Genomic DNA, 21,811 nt, shown 5'->3' with positions numbered 1-21,811 from the left:
CCGTTTTACCCCGCAGGCACCCCCATGACGACCAAAGTAAAAAAAAGCCAGAACTCTCAATACCTTGGCAATGTAATTCGGATTAAGGGTGCCCGCCAGCACAACCTGAAAAACGTTGACATCGACATTAAAACCGGTGAAATCACCGTATTCACCGGGGTTTCTGGCAGTGGTAAAAGTTCGTTGGTATTCGACACCCTGTATGCTGAAGGCCAGCGCCGCTACGTTGAAACCTTTTCGCCCTATGCGCGCCAGTTTCTGGACCGCATGGACAAGCCCGATGTAGACAGCATTGAAGGCGTGCTGCCTGCCATTGCAATTGACCAGGCCAACCCGGTGCGCACCTCCCGCAGCACCGTGGGCACCATGACTGAAATCAACGACCACCTGAAGTTGATTTATGCCCGCGCCGCGCACCTGCATTGCCGCCAGTGCGGCCAGTGGGTGCGTGAAGACACCGTGGCCACCATCAAGCAATCGATACTGGACAGAGCGGCTGCACAGAACGACCCACGCCTTGTTGTTACTTTTCCCGTGCGCGTGCCTGCAAAATTCACAGCCCAAGAAATTGAAGACTTTTTAAGCGCCCAAGGCTACGCCCGAATTCATCGTGAAACACCGATTAAAAAAGGTCGCAGCGTGGTTGAAAAGCTGCTGGATGTGGTGCAAGACCGTTTCCGTGTGGCCGGGGTTGAGGAAAGCCGCTTTAGCGACGCTGTGGCCAGCGCTTTGCACCGGGGCAAGGGCAAGGTGAATGTGTTTGCCCTGCCTGAAGAAAACGGTGCGGAACAGGAGCCTTGGCGCTATTCCGACGGCTTGCATTGCGCCACTTGCGACCTGGATTATTCAAGCCCGCTGCCCAGCCATTTCAGCTTCAATTCTCCCCTTGGAGCCTGCGACACCTGCCGTGGATTTGGACGCGTGATCGGCATTGATTATGGTTTGGTGATTCCCGACGAAAATAAATCGCTGGAAGAGGGCGCCGTAAAACCCTGGACCACGGAAAGTTTCAAAAGCTGCCAGAAAGATTTGGTGAAATTTGCCAAGAAGCGTGGCATTGCCACCGACATTGCTTACAAGCATTTGCCCGAAGAACACAAGTTGTGGGTGATTGAGGGCGACGCGAATTTTGACGGCAATTGGGACGGCCACTTGTTCTACGGCGTGGCCCGATATTTTGAATGGCTTGAAAGCCGCACCTACAAAATGCATGTGCGGGTGATGCTGAGCAAATACCGCAGTTACACCCCCTGTGGCGATTGCGGTGGCGCACGCCTGAAGCCTGATTCGCTGTTGTGGAAGTTGCCTAGCGATTCCGGCAAACACAGCATTCATGAAATCATGCAAATGCCATTGCTGAAGGTGGCGCAGTTGTTCAAGAATCTGCAACTGCCCGGCGCACTTGATGAAGCCAGCGATTTGGTGTTGCAGGAAATTCGCACGCGCCTGGGTTTTCTCATTCAAGTGGGTTTGGGCTACTTGACGCTGGACAGGCAAAGCCGAACCCTCAGTGGCGGTGAAGTACAGCGAATTAATTTGACCACTGCGCTGGGCAGTTCGCTGGTGAATACTTTGTTTGTACTGGACGAACCCTCGGTTGGCCTGCACCCGCGTGATATCGCGCGCGTGGCCCAAGCCATGCAGCGCTTGAAAGAGGCAGGCAACACCTTGGTGGTGGTTGAGCACGATCCACAACTGATGAACCAGGCTGACCGGCTGGTGGACATTGGCCCTGGCCCCGGAGAAGCTGGCGGCAACATTGTATTTGATGGGGCGCCTTCAAAAATTGAAAAATCGAATTCGCTCACAGCGCGTTATTTGAAAGGCGAATTGAAGGTGGTGGATGCGAGTAAACCACTGGGTGATTCGAAAGAACACATCGTGCTGACCGGCGTGCGCGCCAACAACCTGCAGAACATTGATTTCAAATTGCCATTGAACAGGCTGGTGGTGCTCACAGGTGTGTCTGGTTCAGGCAAAAGCACTTTGGTGCAAGACGTGCTGGTGCCTGCGATTAAAAAAATCAAGGGCGAGCCCACTGAAGCACCGGGTGAGTTTGATTCTTTGGACGGTGTTGAGCACATTGCGCAACTGGCCTTTGTGGATCAAAGCCCGATTGGCAAAACCACACGAAGCAACCCGGCCAGTTATGTGGGTGCATTCGACGAATTGCGCAAGCTGTTTTCCAAAACAAAAATTGCAGTCGAACGAGATTACAAACCCGGTTTTTTCAGCTTTAACAGTGGCGATGGCCGCTGCCCCATGTGTGGTGGCAATGGTTTTGAACATGTTGAAATGCAGTTCTTGAGCGATGTGTATTTGCGTTGCGGTGAATGCAATGGCACACGCTATCGCCCGGAAGCGCTGGAAGTCACGCTTGAGCGAAAAGGCCAGGTGTTGAACATGGCGCAAGTGCTTGAACTGACGGTGGACCAGGCACTGGACTTGTTCGAGAAAGACACCGCCTTGTTGAAAACCCTGCAACCGCTGGCCCAGGTGGGTTTAAATTATTTGCGCTTGGGTCAGCCTGTGCCCACGCTAAGTGGTGGTGAAGCGCAGCGGCTGAAACTGGCTGGATTTCTGGCGAATTTGAAGCCCACTGCAAGCGGCCAGAAGGTTGCTAAGCGTGGCGACTTGTTTGTGTTCGATGAACCCACCACAGGTTTGCATTTTGACGACGTGGCCAAGCTGATGCGTTCACTGCGCCTCTTGCAGGAAGCAGGGCACAGTGTGTTGATTGTTGAACACAACCTGGATGTCATTTGTGCAGCCGACTGGCTGATCGACTTGGGTCCGGAAGCCGGCGAGTACGGCGGTGACCTGGTGGCCCAAGGCACGCCCGAGCAACTTGCGAAACACAAAACCAGCCACACCGGCGTTGCAATCAAGCAATACCTTGCGCAAACCAATTTGCTGGATGCAGCTGATTTGAATAAAGGCAGTGGCGACTGCATGGTGGCCGAAGCCGCCGCGTTGTACGGGTTGAACAATGTACACACCAAACGTGGTTTGACCGATGGCATTGAAATTCTGCATGCCCGTGAGCACAACCTGAAGAATGTCAGCCTGACCATTCCACGCGAAAAGATGACTGTGATTACCGGGCCTTCTGGCAGCGGAAAATCCACGCTGGCTTTCGACATTTTGTTTTCTGAAGGTCAGCGCCGTTACCTTGAAAGTTTGAATGCCTACGCGCGCCAATTTGTGCAACCTGCTGCCAAGCCCGATGTGGATGCTATTTTTGGTATTCCACCCACAGTGGCCATTGAGCAGCGCACTAGCCGTGGCGGTCGAAAAAGTACGGTGGCTACAGTAACCGAGGTGTATCACTTCCTGCGCCTTATGTTTGTGAAGCTGGGCATTCAGCATTGCCCCACTTGCGAAGTGCCCATTGCCCCGCAAAGCATGGACAGCATGCTGGCGCAAATCATGCAGCATTACAAAGGGCAGGAAATTACTTTGCTTGCACCACTGGTGCAGGGGCGCAAAGGCATTTACAACGAGATTGCAAAATGGGCTGTGGACCGCGGTTATGAACGCCTGCGGGTGGACGGGGAATATCTGCCCACCAACCCTTGGCCCAAGCTGGCCCGTTATCAGGAGCACCACATTGAATTGCCGGTGAAAACCTTGAGCATTCAAGCCAAGGGCGAGAAAGAATTGCGTGAGGGGTTGGCACTTGCCCTTGAATACGGCAAAGGCACGGTGATGGTGGAAGCGCTGGGCAAGAAGGGCGAAACACCTTCCATACGCTTTTATTCAACCAAGCGTGCCTGCCCAAGCTGCGCGCGCAGTTTTCCGGAACTTGATCCGCGCCTTTTCAGCTACAACAGCAAACACGGCTGGTGTTCCAGTTGCTTCGGGGTGGGCGAGGAAGTGGAAGGCTTCGATGCTGAAACCACGGGTGAAGAAGGCAAGTGGCTTTCTGAACAAGACAAAAGTGCGGAAGACGGTGCCGAGAATGATGAGGGAACTTACCTTCGCGAAAGCATGGTGTGTGGGTCATGCAATGGCCAACGCTTGAACCCCACCGCGCTGGCCGTGAAATTCAAGAACAGCAATATTGCTGAATTGGCCGACCAAACCGTGAGCGACGCCCTGCAATGGGTGGACCAGCTTGAGCTGGATGAACGTGAAACCGCAATTGCCAAAGACATTCGCATTGAAATGGCCGGGCGTTTGAAATTTCTGAAACAGGTTGGGCTGGATTACCTGCACCTGAATCGAAGCGCTCCCACCCTGAGTGGTGGTGAAGCACAGCGCATTCGTTTGGCTTCGCAGCTGGGCACCAACTTGCGTGGCGTGTGCTATGTGCTGGATGAACCCACGATTGGCTTGCACACTCGCGACAATCACCGCCTGCTGGATGCACTTGAAGAACTGCGCGCCAAGGGCAATACCTTGGTCATCGTTGAGCACGACATTGACACAATGAACCGTGCTGACCGCTTGGTGGATATAGGCCCAGGGGCCGGTAAGCTGGGTGGTGAAATTATTTCCCAAGGCACCGTGGGCGAAGTGACAGCGGATAAAAATTCGTTGACAGGCCGCTATTTGAAAAGCCCGATTCCACATCTTGCAAGCCCCAAGCGGGCAGTTGATCAAGACACTGCACGGCTAAAAATCAAGGGCGCGAAACTCCACAACATCACCGGTTTGAATGTGGATATTCCACTGGGCCGTTTGGTGGCCATTACCGGTGTGTCTGGTAGCGGAAAATCGACACTGGCGCGAGACATTCTGTTGGCCAATATGCGCCAATACGTGGCCAATCAGAACAAGAAAGGCAAGCCGGTTCACAACTGGTTTGCTTGTGAATCGATTGAAGGCGCCGAACAAGTGGCTCGCGTCTTGGAAGTGGACCAAACCCCGATTGGTAAAACTCCGCGCAGTTGCCCGGCCACTTACATTGGCTTTTGGAACCGTATACGCAATGTGCTGGCCGATACCATTGAGGCCCGCATGCGCGGCTTTGCAGCCAACCGCTTCAGTTTCAATGCAGGGCCCGGTCGTTGCCCAGTGTGCGATGGTCAAGGCATGCAAACCATTGAAATGAACTTCTTGCCCGATGTGAAAGTGGTGTGCGAGGCCTGTCGCGGCAAACGATTCAACCCGGAAACCCTACAGGTGACTTGGCGCGACAAAACTGCTGCGGAAATTCTGAACATGAGCTGTTCAGAAGCCGCTCCATTTTTTGAAGCCCACCCAGCGATTGCACAAGCGCTGAACTTGCTGAACGACGTCGGCTTGGGTTACCTCACCATCGGCCAACCCAGCCCAACCTTGAGTGGCGGCGAGGCTCAGCGAATCAAACTGGTAACCGAACTGGTGAAGGTGCGCGAAAACAAGGCGGGTGTGCAAATGAGCCCACCCACTTTGTATGTGCTGGATGAACCCACGGTTGGTTTGCACATGAACGATGTGGAAAAGCTGATCGCTGTGTTGCATCGTTTGGTCGATGCAGGCCACACCGTGGTGGTGATTGAACACGACCTGGATTTGATTGCCCAAGCGGATTGGGTAATCGACATGGGCCCCGAGGCTGGCATTGGCGGTGGGCAGCTTGTGGCACAGGGCAGCCCACAAAACATGGCCAAGGAGAAAGGAAAAAAGGTGAGGCATACCGCGAAGGCCTTGGTGCAGTTTTACGCCAGTCGAGCGACTCGCAATCCATGATTGGATTGCGAGTTTTTCAGCATGCTGACTTCAGAAGGTTTTTTGAATGGCATAGTAAGCACCATAAATTGGCGCTGCCACAACCGCACCACCGATGACGCCAGCCCCCACCACCACTCCGGCTCCAAGTGCAACTGTACCCCCTGCAGCACCTGCTGTGGCAGCAAGTAAACCTTTGGCCAAATTGGATGCGATTGCGGTAAACCGACCGACCCCGGGAGTTTGATTAATAAACGGAATCGACTTGACCAAGTTGGAGTTGAGCGCGCGAGAGACAGAAGAGCGTTGATCGCTTGTCACCCATTGTGTGTTGCTTGGTGGAGCGTTCGCTTGCTCTTTCGCGGCGTTCCATGCATTTTGTACGCTAGTCAATTCGTCCTGAAATGCTTTCAGATCGCCCTCACTGCGCGATTTTTTCAATGATTCTGCTGTGCCGATCAATTCCCTGAATTTGAAATTCTCGTTCCCGGCAGCTTTTGCATCTGTAGTGACAATGATCTGTTTGACCAGTCGGTCAATCTCCCGGTTGCTAGGTAAGTTGTTCGTGGATTGCAAGTTTTTGATTTGATTGATTTGTGCGTCCACCTGAGGCCGAATGTGAATCGCTGTGGCGGTGAGAAATTCTCCAAGCGCTTTGAGTCCATGAAGGTTGTGATTCTTCAGAGACTCCCGTTGCGAGTGTTTCTCGTATTTGTTGATGTGACTCATCATCGAGCCACGTGGCACGTGTCCTTTGTCCAGCGACAAATCATTCTGAACCATGCTGGCAAGGGCCAGTTGGTCAAGCAATCCATCATGGGAATCATTGGTGGCAGGGTTGTTGAACGCCAGTCGATCGAGCAAGTCTTGGTTGTTATTCTGTAGCTTTGCGGTGAGGTCCCTTGCAGCTTGCTCGGCACGGTTTGTTCGTGATTCGTTTTGATTGCCGTTGCCTTCTGCCGGAATCAGGTTGGCAAGCACTGCCACTGCTCGAAACATCGATTCCTTAAAGACTTTCTGACGACTGGCGCCCTTGAGTGCAGTCACATCCTTTTCATAAGTTCGGTTAGTCGTACCGTTTTTGATCAACGCCGCGAGGTCTGTACGATTTTCATCGTTTGTTTTCACCGTGGCCAAGGTAACACCCTGCAGGAACAGGGACCTCAGGTTCTCCGGTGCTGTGTTGTCTGGAACCACGTCCAAGACTTGTTCGAGGTTCTTGAGGTTAAAGTTCTTGGCGTGTTTTTTCAATGCATCTTTTAATTCCAGGGGGTCGTTTGTATTCTGCGTCGCCTTCAGAGCCAATTTGGTGGCAAGCATTTGTGCAGCATTCGTCATTGGAATAGTCAACTTCGCATGGCTTGCAGGGTCGGAGTTGCAAATCGCCTGCATTGCACAGAAGCGCCCCAGAACTTGGCACGCCAAGATTTTCAGTTCATTGTCAATTTGCGCGCCGTTGCCGTTGTTCGTCAATATTTTCAGGGCATGCTGATAGACTGTTTGATCGCCAACTTTCTGGTCATTCACCACCTTGTCCCGTGGGCTTGGCAGGTGTTCAAAGTCAGCTGGCAGAGACGTGGCGGTTCCGGGATTGGCCGCCAGAGTTTCTCCGAGCTTCTGAAAATGAATGCTGTGATTGAGCCAGTCTTTGTTGGCTTTTTTGTCGACGTATAACAAACTGACAGTGTCTTTCAGTTGCTGCTGGGTTTGTTCAAGATGGCGGCTGTTGAAGTTTTCATCACTCGTAAGCACTCGCGCAATTTGCTTGGTATTCCCTCGGGTAGATAGCTCTAGCGTACTTTCTAACATCTTTTGATTGTCGGTACGAGCCCGATTAAGGGCGTCCTGTGCATCATTCAATTCATTACGCTTTGCTTCCAAATCGGCTTCACATTGGCGGATTTGTCCACGAGTTGTAACAACCGCTGCCGAACCAGGGTCTTGGCCAGTCTGTTCAGCGAGTGTGTTGTACAGTTCTTCTATCCGTTGATCCAGAGCGTCAATTTCACCTTTCAATTTGGCGATGGCTTTTTCCTCTGGTGACTGCCTAAGGTGATCCAGTTCCCGCGTGGCATCTTCAACGCGTTGTTCTGCTTCCGCGGCTAGCCTCGTCAGCCTTGCTGCTTGGGCATTTCCGTCTGCCGCATCTCCTTGTGCAGGGGCTTGAGCTGCTTGTAGGGCGCGATCGGCCTCTGTTCGCAGTCTGACGGCCTCGTTGGTGAGTTGTGTGGCCTTGTCCTGTGCCAATTGTTGATCTTGGTTGAGCTCAGTCAGCGCCTTGTGCAAGGCTGATGAAACATCGGCCAGACTTTTTTCCAGTTCAGGGTGTGCGCTCACACAGGTTTTTAAAAAATTGATGTAAGCGTGAAGGAAGCCGAGTTCATCCCGGGAAATGGCGCGTGTGTTGTCGTCGCTGTTGAAGTAATTTTGGATGATCGCCACATTGTCCAGAAAATCCCGCTCCAAGTCTTGGGGCAGGTTGGCAGGAATGGAGTCTTTAAGGGCTTGTGCAGCCTTGTAGATGGCTTGAAGGTTAGGTTTGTCGTCTGTTTTCTTGCTTAATGCATCGCTTAATTGTTTGCATTGTTCAGTGAGCCACTTTTTGGCATCAAAAACCGGCGCTGGCGGGGCAGGGGTTGCAGCAGCAGCCTGGCCTGCGTGCGCGGGGCCTTGAGGCGGCTGTGCTGCTTGGGGGGGTGGCGTGGCGGCTTGGGTATTGCGCGAACGGTGGTTCATCTTCAGCGCATCCAGCAGTTGTCTCGAGACCGCTTTCAATGCGATCCCCAAGTCTTTGAATGCACTAGACAGGTTTTCGGTAGGGTGATCCCTTTGCAGGGCGTGTATTTCACCGACATTGCCGACATTTGGGGCCGCTCTTGGCATTATTCTCTCCGGTTATGTTCACTATCGATTTAAGTGATTCGCTGAGGCCAAAAGTTCACATAACTGCCGGTGTTCCTTAACTTTTTTTCTGCCCAATTTTGCTTTCTTTGCCTGCAATCAGGTTGGCAATGTTTTGTTTGTGCCGGTAAATCAGCAGTGCCGACATAATGGTAATTGCTGCCGCTTGTCCGTTAATACCGAACAGCAGCACGTTGTAAAACACGGCAAACAGCGCGGCAATCAGCGCAGCCAGCGATGAATAACGGAAAAAGTAAGCAATCACGACCCAGGTCACGGCGGTGGCCAGCCCAAGTATCCAATTCAGGCCAAGCAGTACGCCCAGTGCTGTGGCAACGCCTTTGCCACCTTCAAACTTGAAGAAAATCGGATATAAATGGCCGATGAAAGCGGCCAACCCTACCCAAGCGATGTCTGCTCGGCTAAGCTCCAGGTCATCCTGAAAATAGAAGGCCAGCGCAACTGCCGCGGTTCCTTTTAGTGCATCGCCAAGTAAGGTCAGCATAGCTGCTTTTTTGTTTCCGCTACGTAAGACATTGGTGGCACCAGGGTTTTTTGACCCGTAAGTACGCGGGTCAGCCAACCCTACGAATTTGGATACAAGCACCGCAAAGGAAATGGAGCCAATCAGGTAGGCGGCAACAAGGGCAGCAATAAAGTTGATCACGTTTCAGGTATCCCGGCTTTGTTATTCGAATGCCATCATTCTGCCGCAAAGTGGGGGTTTGTTATCAAGCTCGACGGTTCAGTTGTTACAAAAATATTGGGCGGTTCGCGAACTGTCGCCCTTGGCCGGTTACCCAATGATCCTTTACAAAGAGATTCCAACAATGAACCCGAATCCAAACATCAATGCTCAAAATGATCCACTGAATGCAATCCTCGCGAACCTGCCCCCCATTCAAGTACACCAAAATTTTCAGATGAATATGGGTCTCATTCAGGGACATGGTATGGCGCAAGCCGCGCAGAATTTAGCACACCATCTAGCGGCACCAGTTATTCCAGCTCCGTTGGCCATGCCTGCTAATGAGGCGGTCACGCCGCCTGGGCAGATCATGCCGCAGCCGATTCAGCCTCCGGGTGCTCCGCGCCGGCTGGGTCCCGGAATTCATGTTTTTCAGCCGCCAATTGTGATGCGGGGCCTAAATTTGCGAGCCAGGTTTGATGCTGCGGTACAACAGCCGGATACGCCACAGACGATGCAGTCGAATCAATCGACTCAAGTTCGTTTTTCTCCACCCAGTGTGTGTAAGCCGACGATGAAGCGCCCCTACCGAGGTGATGACTCAGACAACTCACCAGGCGCAGGGCGAGGCAGAGGACGTGGGGTTGTGGCTTAAGCCTATCGATTGGCTTTCCAGTTTCCCAGGGGGTGCCCCTTTTCAAGTGCAACCCTTAATTCTTCTTTGGCCACATGGGTATAAATTTGTGTTGTTCCAATGTCGGCATGGCCCAGTAGCAATTGCACCACCCGCAGGTCTGCCCCGTGGTTAATCAAATGCGTGGCAAAGGCATGGCGCAGTACATGCGGACTAATTGGGGTTTCAATGCCTGCCTGCAAGGCGAGCCGCTTGATATTTTTCCAGAAACCTTGGCGGGTCATGGGGGTGCCAAAATGGGTTACAAACAAAAAATCACTGGTTTTGCCCTTCAACAATTCACCGCGAGCCTGCTGCAGGTAAAGCTGAATCGCCAACCTTGCGGGTTCGCCCATGGGTACCAAGCGCTCCTTGTTGCCTTTGCCCAGCACCTTCACCGCCCCAACATTCAGGTCAACGGCTCGCAGGGGCATGTTCACCAGTTCACTCACGCGCAGGCCGCTGGCGTATATGAATTCCAGCATGGCTTTGTCGCGCTGCCCTGCGGCATGGCTTAAGTCGGGTGCGGCCAGCAGGTCCAGCACTTGTTTCTCGCTCAGGGTTTTCGGTATGCGCAGACCGCGCTTTGCACTTTGCAGTTGTGCGCAGGGGTTGTCTTCGCGTTGCTTGGTGGTGTTCAGCCACAGGTAAAACCGTTTGTAGCTGCTTAATTTTCGGTTCAGGCTGGTGGGCTTCAATTCCAGCAAATCGTGCACGTGGTTTCGAATGTGTTCGCTGCTGACCTGCAGCAGGTTTTCAGCAAATTGTTTTTCAAGCCAGTTGCCCAGTTGCTGCAAGTCGCTGCGGTAGGCCTGTAGCGTGGCCTTGGCCAATCCCTCCTCAAGCCACAAAGTGGTGCAGAATTCGTCGATGAGATCGGCATTGCTCTTCATTGTGGTGCTGGCAGCATGTGAAAATAAAGGTCATGATACCTTTAGCAGCACCAAGGAGTTCCGTTTTATGTCGATCGCTGATCTTCGAAAAGACTACACCCAAGCCACTCTGGATGAGGCCGACGCCCTGGCCAATCCATTCGACTTTTTCAAGCTTTGGTTTGATCAGGCCTTGAATGCAGACTTGCCCGAACCCAATGCGATGACGCTTGCGACGGTCAATGCAAAGGGGCAACCCTCGGCCCGTATTGTGTTGATCAAAGGGCTGGACGCGCGCGGTATTACGTTTTTCACCAATTATGAAAGCCGCAAGGGTCAAGAATTGGCCCAAAACCCGCATGCCGCGCTGCTGTTTCACTGGACAGAACTGGAGCGACAGGTTCGAATCGAAGGTCGGGTAGAAAAGTGCAGTCCGGAAGAGTCTGATGCATATTATCTCTCTCGACCGGCAGGCAGCCGTTTGGGCGCGTGGGCCTCGCCCCAAAGCCAGGTAATCAACTCTCGAGAAGTGCTTGAAGCGCGAGTCAAGCAGGCCCAGGAAGAACAACAGGGAGACCCGAAAACACGGCCACCATTTTGGGGCGGCTACCGGTTGGTGCCCGATTTTTTTGAATTTTGGCAGGGTCGGCCTTCACGCTTGCATGATCGCCTGGCCTACACTTTGCAAGGCGATTCATGGGCAATGTCCCGCCTGGCTCCCTAAAGGAATGAGTAAACCAGTTCATGGTCAATAGCAAAACCGGCAAAGCCGCTGCACCTCCACTGAAAGTACTCTTGGTTGATGAAGAACCAGGCCGCGCTGCCATACTGGAACGCGCCTTGCTAGATGCTGGTTATGTGTTGGTATCCCGTCTAAGTTCAGCGGATCGTTTGGCTGAGCATGTGGCGGTGTCCCAACCTGACATCGTGATTGTGGACATCGACTCACCCGATCGCGATTGCCTGGAGAACATGGCGGTACTATCGCGCAGCAATCCCAAGCCGGTCATCATGTTTTCAGATGAGGACAACGAGGACACCATTGCAAGCGCAATCAAGGCCGGGGTAAGTGCCTACGTGGCCGATGGAATGAATCCGGATCGGGTTCGTCCTATTGTGCAGGTCGCGGTGGCACGTTTCCGTGAATTTCAGGCTTTGAAAAACGAGTTGCAGAAAACCCGGGATCAACTTGCAGATCGCAAGCTGATTGACAAAGCCAAAGGCCTGTTGATGAAGCACCGCAATTTCAATGAAGACGAGGCCTACCACGCCATGCGCAAGCTGGCCATGGAGCGCAATCAACGCCTGGTAGACACTGCTCGAAACGTGATTGAGGTGTTCGAGATGTTGGGCGGAGGTGGTTTGTAATGCAACAGGAAATTCGCATCGGCGTCATCGCCCTGACTGACTCAGCACCATTCGTAGTGGCCCAGAAGTTGGGTTTTTTCGAGGACGAGAGTCTGTCTGTAGAGTTGGTCAGGCAGGCTTCTTGGGCCACACTTCGTGACAAACTGGCCTATGGCGAAATTGACGCAGCACACATGCTTTCGCCCATGGCAATTGCGCTGCAGCTGGGTTTGGGTGGTTCCCCCAAGAAGGATGTATTGGCACCGCTGGTGTTGAATCGCAGTGGTAATGCCATCACGGTGAGCAAACCTTTGGCGGCCCTGATTTCCGGGCTTGTAGAGGGTGAAACCCTGGGTTCCAAGTTGCGTGCTGCAAAATCCCGCGGAGAACGTGGTTTGGTGTTTGGCACGGTGTTTCCGTTTTCGATGCACACTTTGCAATTGCGCCGCTGGTTGCGCTCGAATGATGTGGATCCCGATCAGGATGTGCGTTTCGAAGTGGTTCCTCCGGTTCGCATGGTGGCCTCACTTCAAGCGGGTTTAATTGACGCTTTCTGTGTGGGTGAGCCCTACAATTCGTTGGCGGTGAACGAGGGGCTTGGCACCATTGTTGCCACGTCCAACAGCTTGTGGCCCAAAGCCCCTGAAAAGGTATTGGGCTGCACACGCGCTTGGGCCACTGACAATCCCGTCGCCTTGCGTGGTTTGATCAAAGCGCTTCGCCACGCCTGCAATTGGCTGGAAGGTGGGGTTGAAAACCGCGTCAAGGCAGCCGCCTGGTTGTCGACTTCAGATCATGTGAATTTGCCCGGCTCTGTACTTGAAATGGCTTTGTTGGCCACGATCAAGGGTGGAACTGACCCGTTTATCCAGTTTGATGGTGCTGAGTTGACTGGGGACCAGCGCCCTTTGTTTGAATCGCTGGTGGTTGAAACCCATGCTTTGACCAGTTCGAGTCCGTTGGATGCCACACAGTTTGAAAGTGGCTTGAAGCCATTTGGTTTTTAGCTCGGAGAGAAGTATGTGGAGCGCGCATGTCAGAATTTTGCGATTTGCCTGGATTTTGCTCTCTGGCGTCCCGCTTTTTTCTTCTGGCGTGCAAGCGGCTACCCGCACTGACATCGATCATGCAATCGTGCAGTTGGGCAAAGCAGTGCCGAATATGAAGCTTGAGGTTGAACTGACGAAAACCTGGAGCCGGGCCTATGTGTCGGATCGCATTGACGGTGCTTTGCTTACCATGGACCCTGATTTTTTGAACCGCTTGACGCCGGATGGTGTGTTGTTTGTGATAGCCCATGAGTACGCGCATGTGCACTTGGAACATCAGAAAAAGCTGGGTGCGAAAGCCATGGAGCTGGCGGGTATGCCAACCCCCGACATGGCTTTCGATGCGATCGAGCGCAACCCGGCCACCATGGAGAAACTACACGCCATGAATCGCCAGTTTGAGCTGGATGCAGACGAGGCGGCCACCAAATGGCTTGCCAGTTTGGGTGTGGTGGCGTGCACCGAGGACGTGTTGCGCAGCATCGACGGCGCCGACATGATGATGCCTGTCGTGCCCTCACACCCCGGGTACTACAGTCGCAGGCAAATCATTTGCAGAAAATGATCAGTTTGTGAAGTGTTCTCGTGTCAATGACAGCTCGAGTGCAATTTTTGAGGCAATCTGCAATTGATCCGGCTGCGTGCTGAAGCTGTTCAATTGTCTGAAAGACAATTTTTTACTTGGGTTTAAAGCTGTATGTTCAAGCAGTACCCACGCGCACACGTTTTCTTGCCACTTCGTCAAGCCCCCCGGGTTTGACAGTTTGTTATCCACTAGAAATTTCCCCAAATCCAAACGAGTTGCAGGCGGAACTCCTCGCGACATCTGACTTTCGATCAGGTTGCATTTGCTATTGATTGCTTCAATGACTCCTGATTGAATCAGTTGTGTGGCCTGTTGCGAGCCAGCCATCGCCAATCCATTGAACTGACGTTGAGTGGTATTCACTGGCGCATGGTATTGCATGTGCTCAAAGGAGTGTGAGCGGTTCAATTCACTGGTGTTCATGGCTTTCCTGCTACTCGTTCATAAAGTTAAAAGAACGCTTTAGTGAACATGAAGGCCGATCAGTTCCATCTAAACCGCCTGTGCCACCCACTCCACCCAGTGGCGAACGTCCACAGTTGCATCACTTTCCAAATGCCCCAAACAACCAATGTTGGCCGAGGCAATGGCTTGAGGTTTGCCCGCCATTAAATTCGCCAATTTGCGTTTCTTCAGTTCCTTGGAAAGTTCAGGTTGCAATACTGAGTAGGTGCCTGCTGAACCACAACACAAATGCGAATCGGCAACCGGGGTCAGCTTAAAGCCCAAGGTGGTCAACACGTTCTCGATCACACCTTTGATTTGCTGCCCATGTTGCAAGGTACAAGGTGGGTGAAATGCAATCGTGCCCGGGATGCGTTGCTGTTCAATGGCCGCTTTCACCTTGGTGCCAAGGCGGGCCAGTCCATCTGCGTTTTGTTTGGTGATGAATTCGCCAATGTCCAGTGTTTTCTCGCTGACCAGTTTCGCTTTTTCAGCGTACTCCGCATCGTTTTCAAAATGGTGAGCATACTCGCGCACGGTGACGCCGCAGCCTGATGCATTCATCACCAAGGCCTCGGCCTCGCCACTTTGCAGCAAGTTGTACCAGGCGTCGATGTTGGTTTTCATTTGTGCAAGGCCGCCGGCGTGATCGTTCAAGTGAAACTTCACAGCGCCACAGCAACCTGATTCTTGCACCACCATGCTTTGAATGCCCAATGCATCGAGAATCACGGATGTAGCAGAATCAATTGACGGCATCATGGCCGGTTGTACACAGCCTTTCAGCAAGATCACTTTGCGTGTGTGTGCTGTGTTGGCAAAGGGCAGGGTGGCGCGTTTGGCCGGCACTTTTTTCTTGATACTTTCCGGCAGCATGCCACGCACCGCTTTGCCCATGGCCATGCCCGCTGTAAACATGGGGCGGTTGGTCATCAGCATTTTCAGGCTTTCACGGGTCAGCTTTTCAGCCATGGGGCGCTCAACACGCTCATCCACAATTTTGCGGCCAATGTCGATCAGCTGGCCGTACTTCACACCGGAGGGACAGGTGGTTTCGCAATTGCGGCAGGTTAAGCAGCGGTCCAGGTGTTGCTGCGTTTTGCGCGTCACTTGTTTGCCTTCCAGCACTTGTTTGATCAGGTAAATGCGGCCACGCGGGCTGTCCAGTTCATCGCCCAGAATTTGGTAGGTGGGGCAGGTGGCCGTGCAAAAACCGCAATGCACGCATTTGCGCAGAATTGCATCGGCGGCTTTGCCATCGGGGGTGTCTTTGATCCAGTCGGCGAGTTGGGTATCCATGCGTTCTACTTACAAAATGGGTGACAGGCGGTTGATGCTGAACACACCAGCCGGGTCGAATTGTTCTTTCAGACGGCGTTGCAGTTTCAGCATGACCGCATCGGGTTGCTGGAATGCGTGCACGCGTGCGGCGTCGTTGCCGGTGCGGTACAGGGTGGCGTGGCCGCCCACGCGTTTGGCGGTGGCGCGAATTTGCTCTGCCGTTACGCCAGCATCGGCGCGAAGCCAGCGCAGTCCACTGCCCCACTCGTGCACACTTTGACCATGCATGGCCAAATCAACGGTGGTGGGCGGCACGGCCATTCGCCACAAATCGCCTTCGGCTTTGAAGAATGCATGTTGCTGGTCGCGCACGCTGGTCCAGAAGGCTTGCGCCTGCTGGCTTTCCATCTCCTGCCCGCCCATGTTTTTCAGCGCTGCCTGCACGGCAGCACTGGCACCGCGCAGGCGAACTGTCAGCTTGCCGTTGTCGAAAAACGTGGCAGAAATTGGAAGGGGTTTCGATAGCCATTCATTGCTTTGAGCTATTGCTTTGTTCACATCCATGTCGAATTGCAGCGTGGCCTCTGCTGGTGCAACTGGCATCACCTTGATCGACAATTCGGTTGCAATGCCAAGCGTGCCCATGCTGCCGGGAATCACTCGCGCCACGTCGTAACCCGCCACGTTTTTCATGACCACGCCACCGAAGTGCAACAACTGGCCTTTGCCGTCCAGCAAGGTGCAACCCAGCACATAATCTTTCACGCCACCTTTACTCAGGCGTGCGGGTCCGGCAAGGCCGCTGACAATCGCGCCACCAATGGTGCCGTTGGCACCCAGCCTGGGCGGCTCGAACGCCAGTTCCTGCTTTTCAGCAGCAAGGGCAGCTTCCACTTCAGCCAAGGCAGTGCCAGGCTTTACAGTGATCACCAATTCGGTGGGCTCGTATTCCACAATGCCCGCCCATTGGCGCATGTCCACTTCCTCGCCTTGCAGGGGGCCACCGTAAAAATTCTTGGTGCCGCCGCCCACGGGGCGAAGTTGCGTTTTGTTGCGTGCAGCCAGTTCAACCCGTTTGCACAGGTCGTCAATAAAGTCGCTCATGGTCTCGTTCTTTTAAAAGCGGGGAAGGTCTGCGAAAGGTACCTGGCCACCATGTACATGCATGCGGCCATATTCAGCGCAGCGGTGCAGGGTTGGAATGGCTTTGCCGGGGTTGAGCAAACCGGGCTCATCGAAGGCTTTCTTCACAGCGAAAAATGCATCCAGTTCAGCGCGTGAAAACTGAACGCACATCTGGTTGATTTTCTCGATGCCCACGCCATGTTCACCGGTCACTGTGCCACCCACTTCCACGCACAGTTCCAGAATTTCTGCGCCGAAATCTTCAGCACGTTTAATTTCTTCAGGCTTGTTGGCATCGAATAAAATTAATGGGTGCAAATTGCCATCGCCTGCATGAAATACGTTGGCGCAGCGCATGTCGTATTTCTTTTCCATCTCGGTGATGGCATTGAGCACATCGGCCAAGCGGCGGCGGGGAATGGTGCCGTCCATGCAGTAGTAGTCGGGCGACACGCGGCCAGCAGCCGGAAATGCGTTCTTGCGACCCGCCCAAAACTTTAAGCGCTCTGCCTCGCTTTGCGATACCTTGATGGCGGTGGCACCGCAGCCGTTCAGCACGCGGCTCATTTCTGCAATTTCTTCGGCCACTTCTTCGGGTGTGCCATCGCTTTCCAGCAGCAGAATGGCCTCGGCTTCGGTGTCGTAACCCGCTTTCACAAAGGGCTCCACCATTTGGCTGGCGCGCTTGTCCATCATTTCAAGCCCGGCCGGGATAATGCCCGCGGCGATCACGGCTGCCACTGCATTGCCTGCATTGGCCACGTCGTCGAAGCTGGCCATAATCACCTGCGCCAAGGCGGGCTTGGGTACCAGCTTCACGGTCACCTCTGTAACCACAGCCAGCATGCCTTCCGAACCGATCACCAGGTTCAGCAATTCCAGGCCGGGTGCATCGGGTGCTTCGGAGCCGAACTCAACCACTTCACCCTCAATAGTAATGGCGCGAACTTTCAGCACGTTGTGCACGGTCAGACCATATTTCAGGCAGTGCACGCCGCCGCTGTTTTCGGCCACGTTGCCGCCGATGGTGCAGGCAATTTGGCTGGAAGGGTCGGGCGCATAGTACAACTGGTGCTGGGCTACGGCTTCAGAAATAGCCAGGTTGCGCACGCCGGGTTGCACCACCGCACTACGAGATTGCACATCTACTTTTAGAATTTTGTTGAACTTGGCCATGCCCAGCAAAATGCCGTGCTTGTGGGGTTGTGCGCCGCCAGACAAACCTGTGCCGGCACCTCGCGCCACCACGGGCACGTTCAGGCGGTTGGCCAGTTTCAGGATTTCTATGACCTGTTCTTCGGTGTCGGGCAAGGCCACTACCATGGGCAACTGGCGAAACAGGCTTAAACCATCGCATTCATAGGGTTTGGTGTCTTCTACTTCGTGCAATACAGCGTGGGCGGGCAGAATCTTGTTGAGTCCTGCGATGACCTCTGCGCGTTGAGCAGCGTTCAGTACAAAGTCTTCGGTGGGCGCATTCATAGGGGGTACCTCTTTGACAGCTTTTAAGCATACTCAATTATTGTGTGAATGGTAATTGGTGCTTGCCCGAAGCAGTTTTGCTTGTTAGTCAAAAGTGAATTGCCGGTTTGTTTTGCCAACTCGACGTGGGTTACTTGTGTCGCACTGAAAACCGCTGAATCCCTTTTTGACTTTATTCTTGCTCACCTCGCTCGGCAAAAGACATGGCCGAGTCTCGGTGTCGGCTTAACGCCGAACGCTGCGACTAAACTCAAACGGGGCGGTTTTCTTGAAGTGCGTCCCAAGCAATCCCACTGCCGAGTTGGCTTAAAACCTCCCGTGCGCTGCCACTTGCAAGTTCAGCTCCGCCTCACCACTGGCGCAACAGCCCAATTGGCGGCGGTGTTTCGATCGCCTCGCCTTCAAGAAAACCTGCCCGTTTGAATTCACCCGCCACGGTCGGCCAAAGGCCGGCACCGAGACTCGGCCATGTCTTTTGCCGAGCGAGGTGAGTCAGGGTGAATCTCAAAAAGGGAAAACCAGGTTTTCAGGCGGGAGATTGAAACCCAAGCTGATCGGGCTGTAAACAAGGTGATTGAGTTATCGACACCAGCAAGTGAGCAAAAGCCCACCTCGTGCTAACTGTTAGACGTTGCCAACTCACACCTCGGTCGGGTAAACATGCCGTACTCCCGCTTCTCCAGCAGCGTCGGGTTCTCAGCCAATTGCATGGCGCCTGCAAAGGCAATCATTGCCCCGTTGTCGGTGCACAGGCTTAACTCGGGAAAGTAAACCTCTACACCACGCTTGCGCGCTGCTTTCACCAATTGTTCTCTCAGCAATTTATTGGCACCCACGCCGCCTGCAACAACCAAACGTTTATGGTCTTGCTGTAGGCAAGCTGCCAATGCTTTCTTGACCAGTGTTTCTACAATAGCCGCTTGAAAGCTGGCCGCAAGGTCCGCTTTGTCAGTGTCGCTGATCACCATGGTTTCAGAAGGTTGCTTCACACCTGCCAGTTTCATGGCGGTGGTGAGCACGGCGGTTTTCAATCCAGAAAAGCTGAACATGAAGTCCCCACTGTGCAACATGGGGTGGGGAAGCTTAAAGCGCTCCGGGTTCCCACCTTCTGCCAGTTTCGACAGGGCGGGGCCGCCAGGATAGGGCAGGCCGATCATTTTTGCAGTTTTGTCAAAGGCTTCACCCGCAGCATCATCCAATGTTTCACCGAGTAAGGTGTAACGCCCCATGCCCTCCACACCCATGAGTTGGGTGTGCCCACCGCTGACCAGAAGTGCAGTGAATGGGAACGCGGGTGGGTTGGCAGAAAGCAAAGGCGATAGCAAATGCCCTTCCAGGTGGTGTACGGCAATGACAGGCAAGTTTAAGCCCATGGCCAGGCTATACGCGAAGGCACAACCCGCCATCAGGGCGCCGGGCAAGCCAGGACCGGTGGTTACAGCAATTGCGTCCACTTCGGCCATTGAAATGCCTGCTTGCGCAAAAGTGTCTTCCATCAAGGGAATCAAACGGCGAATGTGGTCTCGTGAGGCCAGTTCAGGCACCACACCGCCGTAGTCTTTGTGCATGGCAATTTGTGAATACAGGGCCTGCCCCAGTATGCGGCCGTCGGTGGTGCAGAGCGCCACACCGGTTTCGTCGCAAGAGCTTTCGAAGCCGAGCACAATTTTTGGAGGGTTTTCAAAGGCAATCAATCGGGGCAACCAAAACAGAACCAAACCTTATTTTAGCCTTGCTTCGCTAAGCAATTGAATCTGAAAAGGTTCAAGAGAGGGTAATAGTCGAAACATTACAACTTGGAGACATTTAATGTTGATCGGAGTCACCAGAGTGCTGGGACCCCTGCTGGTGGCAGTTGGTCTTGCGGGTTGTCTGTCGGAAACCGATCCGACAATCGTCGGCAATTCGGGCTCCAGCGGCGGTGGTGGCGTTAGCCCGTCTGAAACTGAGATGCCGTTGCGGGTTAAAAACCAGCAAGCAGCAACAGGCCATATGGCGCGTGTTGAGCAGGTGGTCATTCCGGCTTTTGATGGCACTGACTTGGCGTTGACTGTCTATTTTCCTGAATTGGATGCCGGTGAGGCGACCCCTTTGTTGCTGCACTCCCATGGCTTTGGAGGCACCCGTGCCGCCACACTTGATTTTGACGAAGCCGCGCAAACATCTGAAATTGGTGTGGACACCCTGCAGGTGGCTTACAACGAGAAAAACCCTGTGGCTGGCCGAGCCGGTTGGTATGTAATTTCTTATGATCAGCGCGGCCACGGCGAAACCGGTGGCAATGTCACCATTCTTGATCCTGATTTTGAGGGAAAAGACTTCAAAACCATCCTGGATTGGGCCGAGGCCAATTTGCCCAACCTGGGCTACCGCAGCAAGGCCGGGACGTTGAACCCGGTGGTGGGCACCATTGGTCGCAGTTATGGCGGTGCCTTTCAACTGATTGGTAGCGGGCTTGATTCCCGCATTGATGCCATGGTGCCCAATGGCACCTGGTACGACCTGCGTTACAGCCTGAACCCCGGCGGCGTGCCCAAAACCACCTACCTGAACGGATTGGTGGCGGGTGGTTTGGAAAGCAATCGGGGCCGTTACGATCCATTTTTGTTCCAGGGATTGGCCGAGGCCAACACCACCGGAGTGGTGTCCGACGAAATCGTGAAACGATTGGGCTCGCAAGGTTCCATCTCCTACTGCGATTTGTCGGCCAACCTGCCCAGGGGCTTGACCCTGAAAACCGATGTACCCGCGTTTTTTATTCAAGGTGCCACCGATGTTTTGTTCAACCTGAATGAAGCGATTCAGAACTTTGAGTGCTATCGCAAGGTGAATGCTGACGCAAAATTGTTGTTCGTCAAATACGGGCACCTGCTCAATGCCTTGGGCGTTCAACAAGACCCCAACGTAGCGCTGGAAGGCACCGGTGCCAAATACGCCTTCAATGAAAGCCTGGTTTGGCTAAAAACCGCGCAGAACAAATGCCCCGTAGCCAATTGGGATGCAGCAACTGGCCGCTGTATTCTTCCTCTAAAAAACATGATGTTCCAGTTTCTGGCGCAGCATTTGGTGGGTAGTCGGCAAGCCCGTTCGCCGAGTTACCTGGGTTTCGATCCTCTGCCCTTGCCAGAAATTGCTGCTGTGCTAGAGGACAGCAGAAACGATCCCACTGCGATTGAAGTGAAGTCCAATTCATCGAATCGACCCAAGCTGGAAGGTGTGCGTGTAGCTTCAGCGTTCAGTGCGCCCACGCAGGTGACGGCGGGTGTGGCGGGCCTGTTTACAGGTTTAACCTCAACACAGGCGGCTCAACTTGCGCAGCCTGTTTATGTGGAACTGAACAATGCCAATGAGAAAGGCTGTTTTGTAGGCACGCCCAAAGCCACCGTGAAAGTGGAGCCTATTGGCCCAGCCTCGCCCGAGTCGCCCATTGTTTACCTGGGGCTTGGACTGAAACGCGCGGATGGCACGCAAACCGTGTTGCACGATCAGGTCACGCCCTTGAAGGGGTACGGCGAGAAAGCCATTGATCTGCCCGGCATTTCTGTTCAGCTTAAGGAGGGGGATTCACTCACCCTGACTGTTCAGGGATACAGCCCGGTGTTTGTCAGCAGCTTCAACCGTTTGCCAGTGCCTGTTAGCGTCAGCGCCAGCGTGGCCTTGCCCAATCGGATTCAAGATCCTACAGGCTTCTGCGCACTGTAATCAAAC

General features: G+C 53.7%; 15 protein-coding genes. 7 read left to right on the top strand and 8 right to left on the bottom strand.

Features of this window, described 5'->3' with window-relative positions:
- Nucleotides 1-24 precede the first annotated feature (24 nt).
- A complete protein-coding gene (uvrA, locus tag FCS97_RS12995; protein ID WP_138518856.1) occupies nucleotides 25-5,676 on the top strand; it encodes an excinuclease ABC subunit UvrA in 5,652 nt (1,883 codons plus the stop codon).
- Between the two features lie 30 nt (nucleotides 5,677-5,706).
- Here uvrA and FCS97_RS12990 read toward each other — a convergent pair whose 3' ends face one another.
- Together FCS97_RS12990 and plsY are read right to left on the bottom strand one after the other, a co-directional pair.
- Entirely contained in the window at nucleotides 5,707-8,121 is a 2,415-nt protein-coding gene (locus FCS97_RS12990; protein WP_138518855.1) for a hypothetical protein, read from the bottom strand.
- A 493-nt stretch (nucleotides 8,122-8,614) separates the two neighbouring features.
- A complete protein-coding gene (plsY, locus tag FCS97_RS12985) occupies nucleotides 8,615-9,223 on the bottom strand; it encodes a glycerol-3-phosphate 1-O-acyltransferase PlsY (RefSeq protein ID WP_138518854.1) in 609 nt (202 codons plus the stop codon).
- Here plsY and FCS97_RS12980 point away from each other — a divergent pair.
- Nucleotides 9,216-9,899, top strand: a complete 684-nt coding sequence (locus tag FCS97_RS12980) for a hypothetical protein (RefSeq protein ID WP_138518853.1) — start codon at nucleotides 9,216-9,218, stop codon at nucleotides 9,897-9,899. The two genes, plsY and FCS97_RS12980, sit on opposite strands and share 8 nt — an antisense overlap.
- 2 nt (nucleotides 9,900-9,901) lie before the next feature.
- Here the strand turns inward: FCS97_RS12980 and xerD are convergent, their stop codons facing one another.
- A complete protein-coding gene (gene xerD / locus FCS97_RS12975) occupies nucleotides 9,902-10,810 on the bottom strand; it encodes a site-specific tyrosine recombinase XerD (protein WP_138518852.1) in 909 nt (302 codons plus the stop codon).
- A gap of 67 nt (nucleotides 10,811-10,877) precedes the next feature.
- On the opposite strand from xerD, the gene pdxH reads away from it, so the two are divergent.
- Genes pdxH through FCS97_RS12955 form a run of 4 tightly spaced genes read left to right on the top strand, consistent with a single transcriptional unit; the run spans nucleotide 10,878 to nucleotide 13,750 of the window.
- Complete coding sequence (pdxH, locus tag FCS97_RS12970; protein WP_138518851.1) at nucleotides 10,878-11,513, top strand: pyridoxamine 5'-phosphate oxidase; 636 nt, start codon at nucleotides 10,878-10,880, stop codon at nucleotides 11,511-11,513.
- Nucleotides 11,514-11,533: 20 nt separating this feature from the next.
- Nucleotides 11,534-12,157 (top strand): ANTAR domain-containing response regulator, encoded by a 624-nt coding sequence (locus FCS97_RS12965; RefSeq protein WP_138518850.1) that lies wholly within the window; start codon nucleotides 11,534-11,536, stop codon nucleotides 12,155-12,157.
- Nucleotides 12,157-13,143 (top strand): CmpA/NrtA family ABC transporter substrate-binding protein, encoded by a 987-nt coding sequence (locus tag FCS97_RS12960; RefSeq protein ID WP_138518849.1) that lies wholly within the window; start codon nucleotides 12,157-12,159, stop codon nucleotides 13,141-13,143. Before FCS97_RS12965 ends, FCS97_RS12960 begins: the two co-directional genes overlap by 1 nt.
- A gap of 13 nt (nucleotides 13,144-13,156) precedes the next feature.
- Nucleotides 13,157-13,750 (top strand): DUF2201 family putative metallopeptidase, encoded by a 594-nt coding sequence (locus FCS97_RS12955; RefSeq protein ID WP_138518848.1) that lies wholly within the window; start codon nucleotides 13,157-13,159, stop codon nucleotides 13,748-13,750.
- Here FCS97_RS12955 and FCS97_RS12950 read toward each other — a convergent pair whose 3' ends face one another.
- From FCS97_RS12950 to tsaD, 5 genes are all read right to left on the bottom strand, one after another.
- The gene (locus tag FCS97_RS12950) at nucleotides 13,751-14,194 is read right to left on the bottom strand and encodes a hypothetical protein (RefSeq protein WP_138518847.1); all 444 of its coding nucleotides are present in this window, start codon (nucleotides 14,192-14,194) and stop codon (nucleotides 13,751-13,753) included.
- A gap of 69 nt (nucleotides 14,195-14,263) precedes the next feature.
- Nucleotides 14,264-15,514, bottom strand: a complete 1,251-nt coding sequence (gene glcF, locus FCS97_RS12945; RefSeq protein ID WP_138518846.1) for a glycolate oxidase subunit GlcF — start codon at nucleotides 15,512-15,514, stop codon at nucleotides 14,264-14,266.
- 9 nt (nucleotides 15,515-15,523) lie between these two features.
- Entirely contained in the window at nucleotides 15,524-16,600 is a 1,077-nt protein-coding gene (gene glcE / locus FCS97_RS12940; RefSeq protein WP_138518845.1) for a glycolate oxidase subunit GlcE, read from the bottom strand.
- 12 nt (nucleotides 16,601-16,612) lie between these two features.
- On the bottom strand, nucleotides 16,613-18,103 hold the full coding sequence (locus tag FCS97_RS12935; protein WP_138518844.1) for an FAD-linked oxidase C-terminal domain-containing protein: 1,491 nt from the start codon (nucleotides 18,101-18,103) through the stop codon (nucleotides 16,613-16,615).
- A gap of 617 nt (nucleotides 18,104-18,720) precedes the next feature.
- Nucleotides 18,721-19,770, bottom strand: coding sequence for a tRNA (adenosine(37)-N6)-threonylcarbamoyltransferase complex transferase subunit TsaD (tsaD, locus tag FCS97_RS12930; protein WP_138518878.1), 1,050 nt, complete (start codon nucleotides 19,768-19,770; stop codon nucleotides 18,721-18,723).
- Between the two features lie 142 nt (nucleotides 19,771-19,912).
- On the opposite strand from tsaD, the gene FCS97_RS12925 reads away from it, so the two are divergent.
- The gene (locus tag FCS97_RS12925) at nucleotides 19,913-21,805 is read left to right on the top strand and encodes a CocE/NonD family hydrolase (protein WP_138518843.1); all 1,893 of its coding nucleotides are present in this window, start codon (nucleotides 19,913-19,915) and stop codon (nucleotides 21,803-21,805) included.
- The last annotated feature ends 6 nt before the right edge of the window (nucleotides 21,806-21,811 follow it).

This window comes from Limnobacter alexandrii (assembly GCF_005871185.1).
GTDB classification, from domain to species: domain Bacteria; phylum Pseudomonadota; class Gammaproteobacteria; order Burkholderiales; family Burkholderiaceae_B; genus Limnobacter; species Limnobacter alexandrii.
The sequence above is the reverse complement of the archived record's forward strand: the minus strand, read 5'-3'. Positions and strand labels throughout refer to the sequence as shown.

Bases quoted from the DNA above. Each gene is read 5' to 3' on its own strand.
- uvrA (WP_138518856.1), top strand. From the start codon at position 25: ATGACGACCAAAGTAAAAAAAAGCCAGAACTCTCAATACCTTGGCAAT.
- xerD (WP_138518852.1), bottom strand. From the start codon at position 10,810: ATGAAGAGCAATGCCGATCTCATCGACGAATTCTGCACCACTTTGTGG.
- pdxH (WP_138518851.1), top strand. From the start codon at position 10,878: ATGTCGATCGCTGATCTTCGAAAAGACTACACCCAAGCCACTCTGGAT.
- FCS97_RS12965 (WP_138518850.1), top strand. From the start codon at position 11,534: ATGGTCAATAGCAAAACCGGCAAAGCCGCTGCACCTCCACTGAAAGTA.
- FCS97_RS12960 (WP_138518849.1), top strand. From the start codon at position 12,157: ATGCAACAGGAAATTCGCATCGGCGTCATCGCCCTGACTGACTCAGCA.
- FCS97_RS12955 (WP_138518848.1), top strand. From the start codon at position 13,157: ATGTGGAGCGCGCATGTCAGAATTTTGCGATTTGCCTGGATTTTGCTC.
- FCS97_RS12950 (WP_138518847.1), bottom strand. From the start codon at position 14,194: ATGAACACCAGTGAATTGAACCGCTCACACTCCTTTGAGCACATGCAA.
- glcF (WP_138518846.1), bottom strand. From the start codon at position 15,514: ATGGATACCCAACTCGCCGACTGGATCAAAGACACCCCCGATGGCAAA.
- glcE (WP_138518845.1), bottom strand. From the start codon at position 16,600: ATGAGCGACTTTATTGACGACCTGTGCAAACGGGTTGAACTGGCTGCA.
- FCS97_RS12935 (WP_138518844.1), bottom strand. From the start codon at position 18,103: ATGAATGCGCCCACCGAAGACTTTGTACTGAACGCTGCTCAACGCGCA.
- FCS97_RS12925 (WP_138518843.1), top strand. From the start codon at position 19,913: ATGTTGATCGGAGTCACCAGAGTGCTGGGACCCCTGCTGGTGGCAGTT.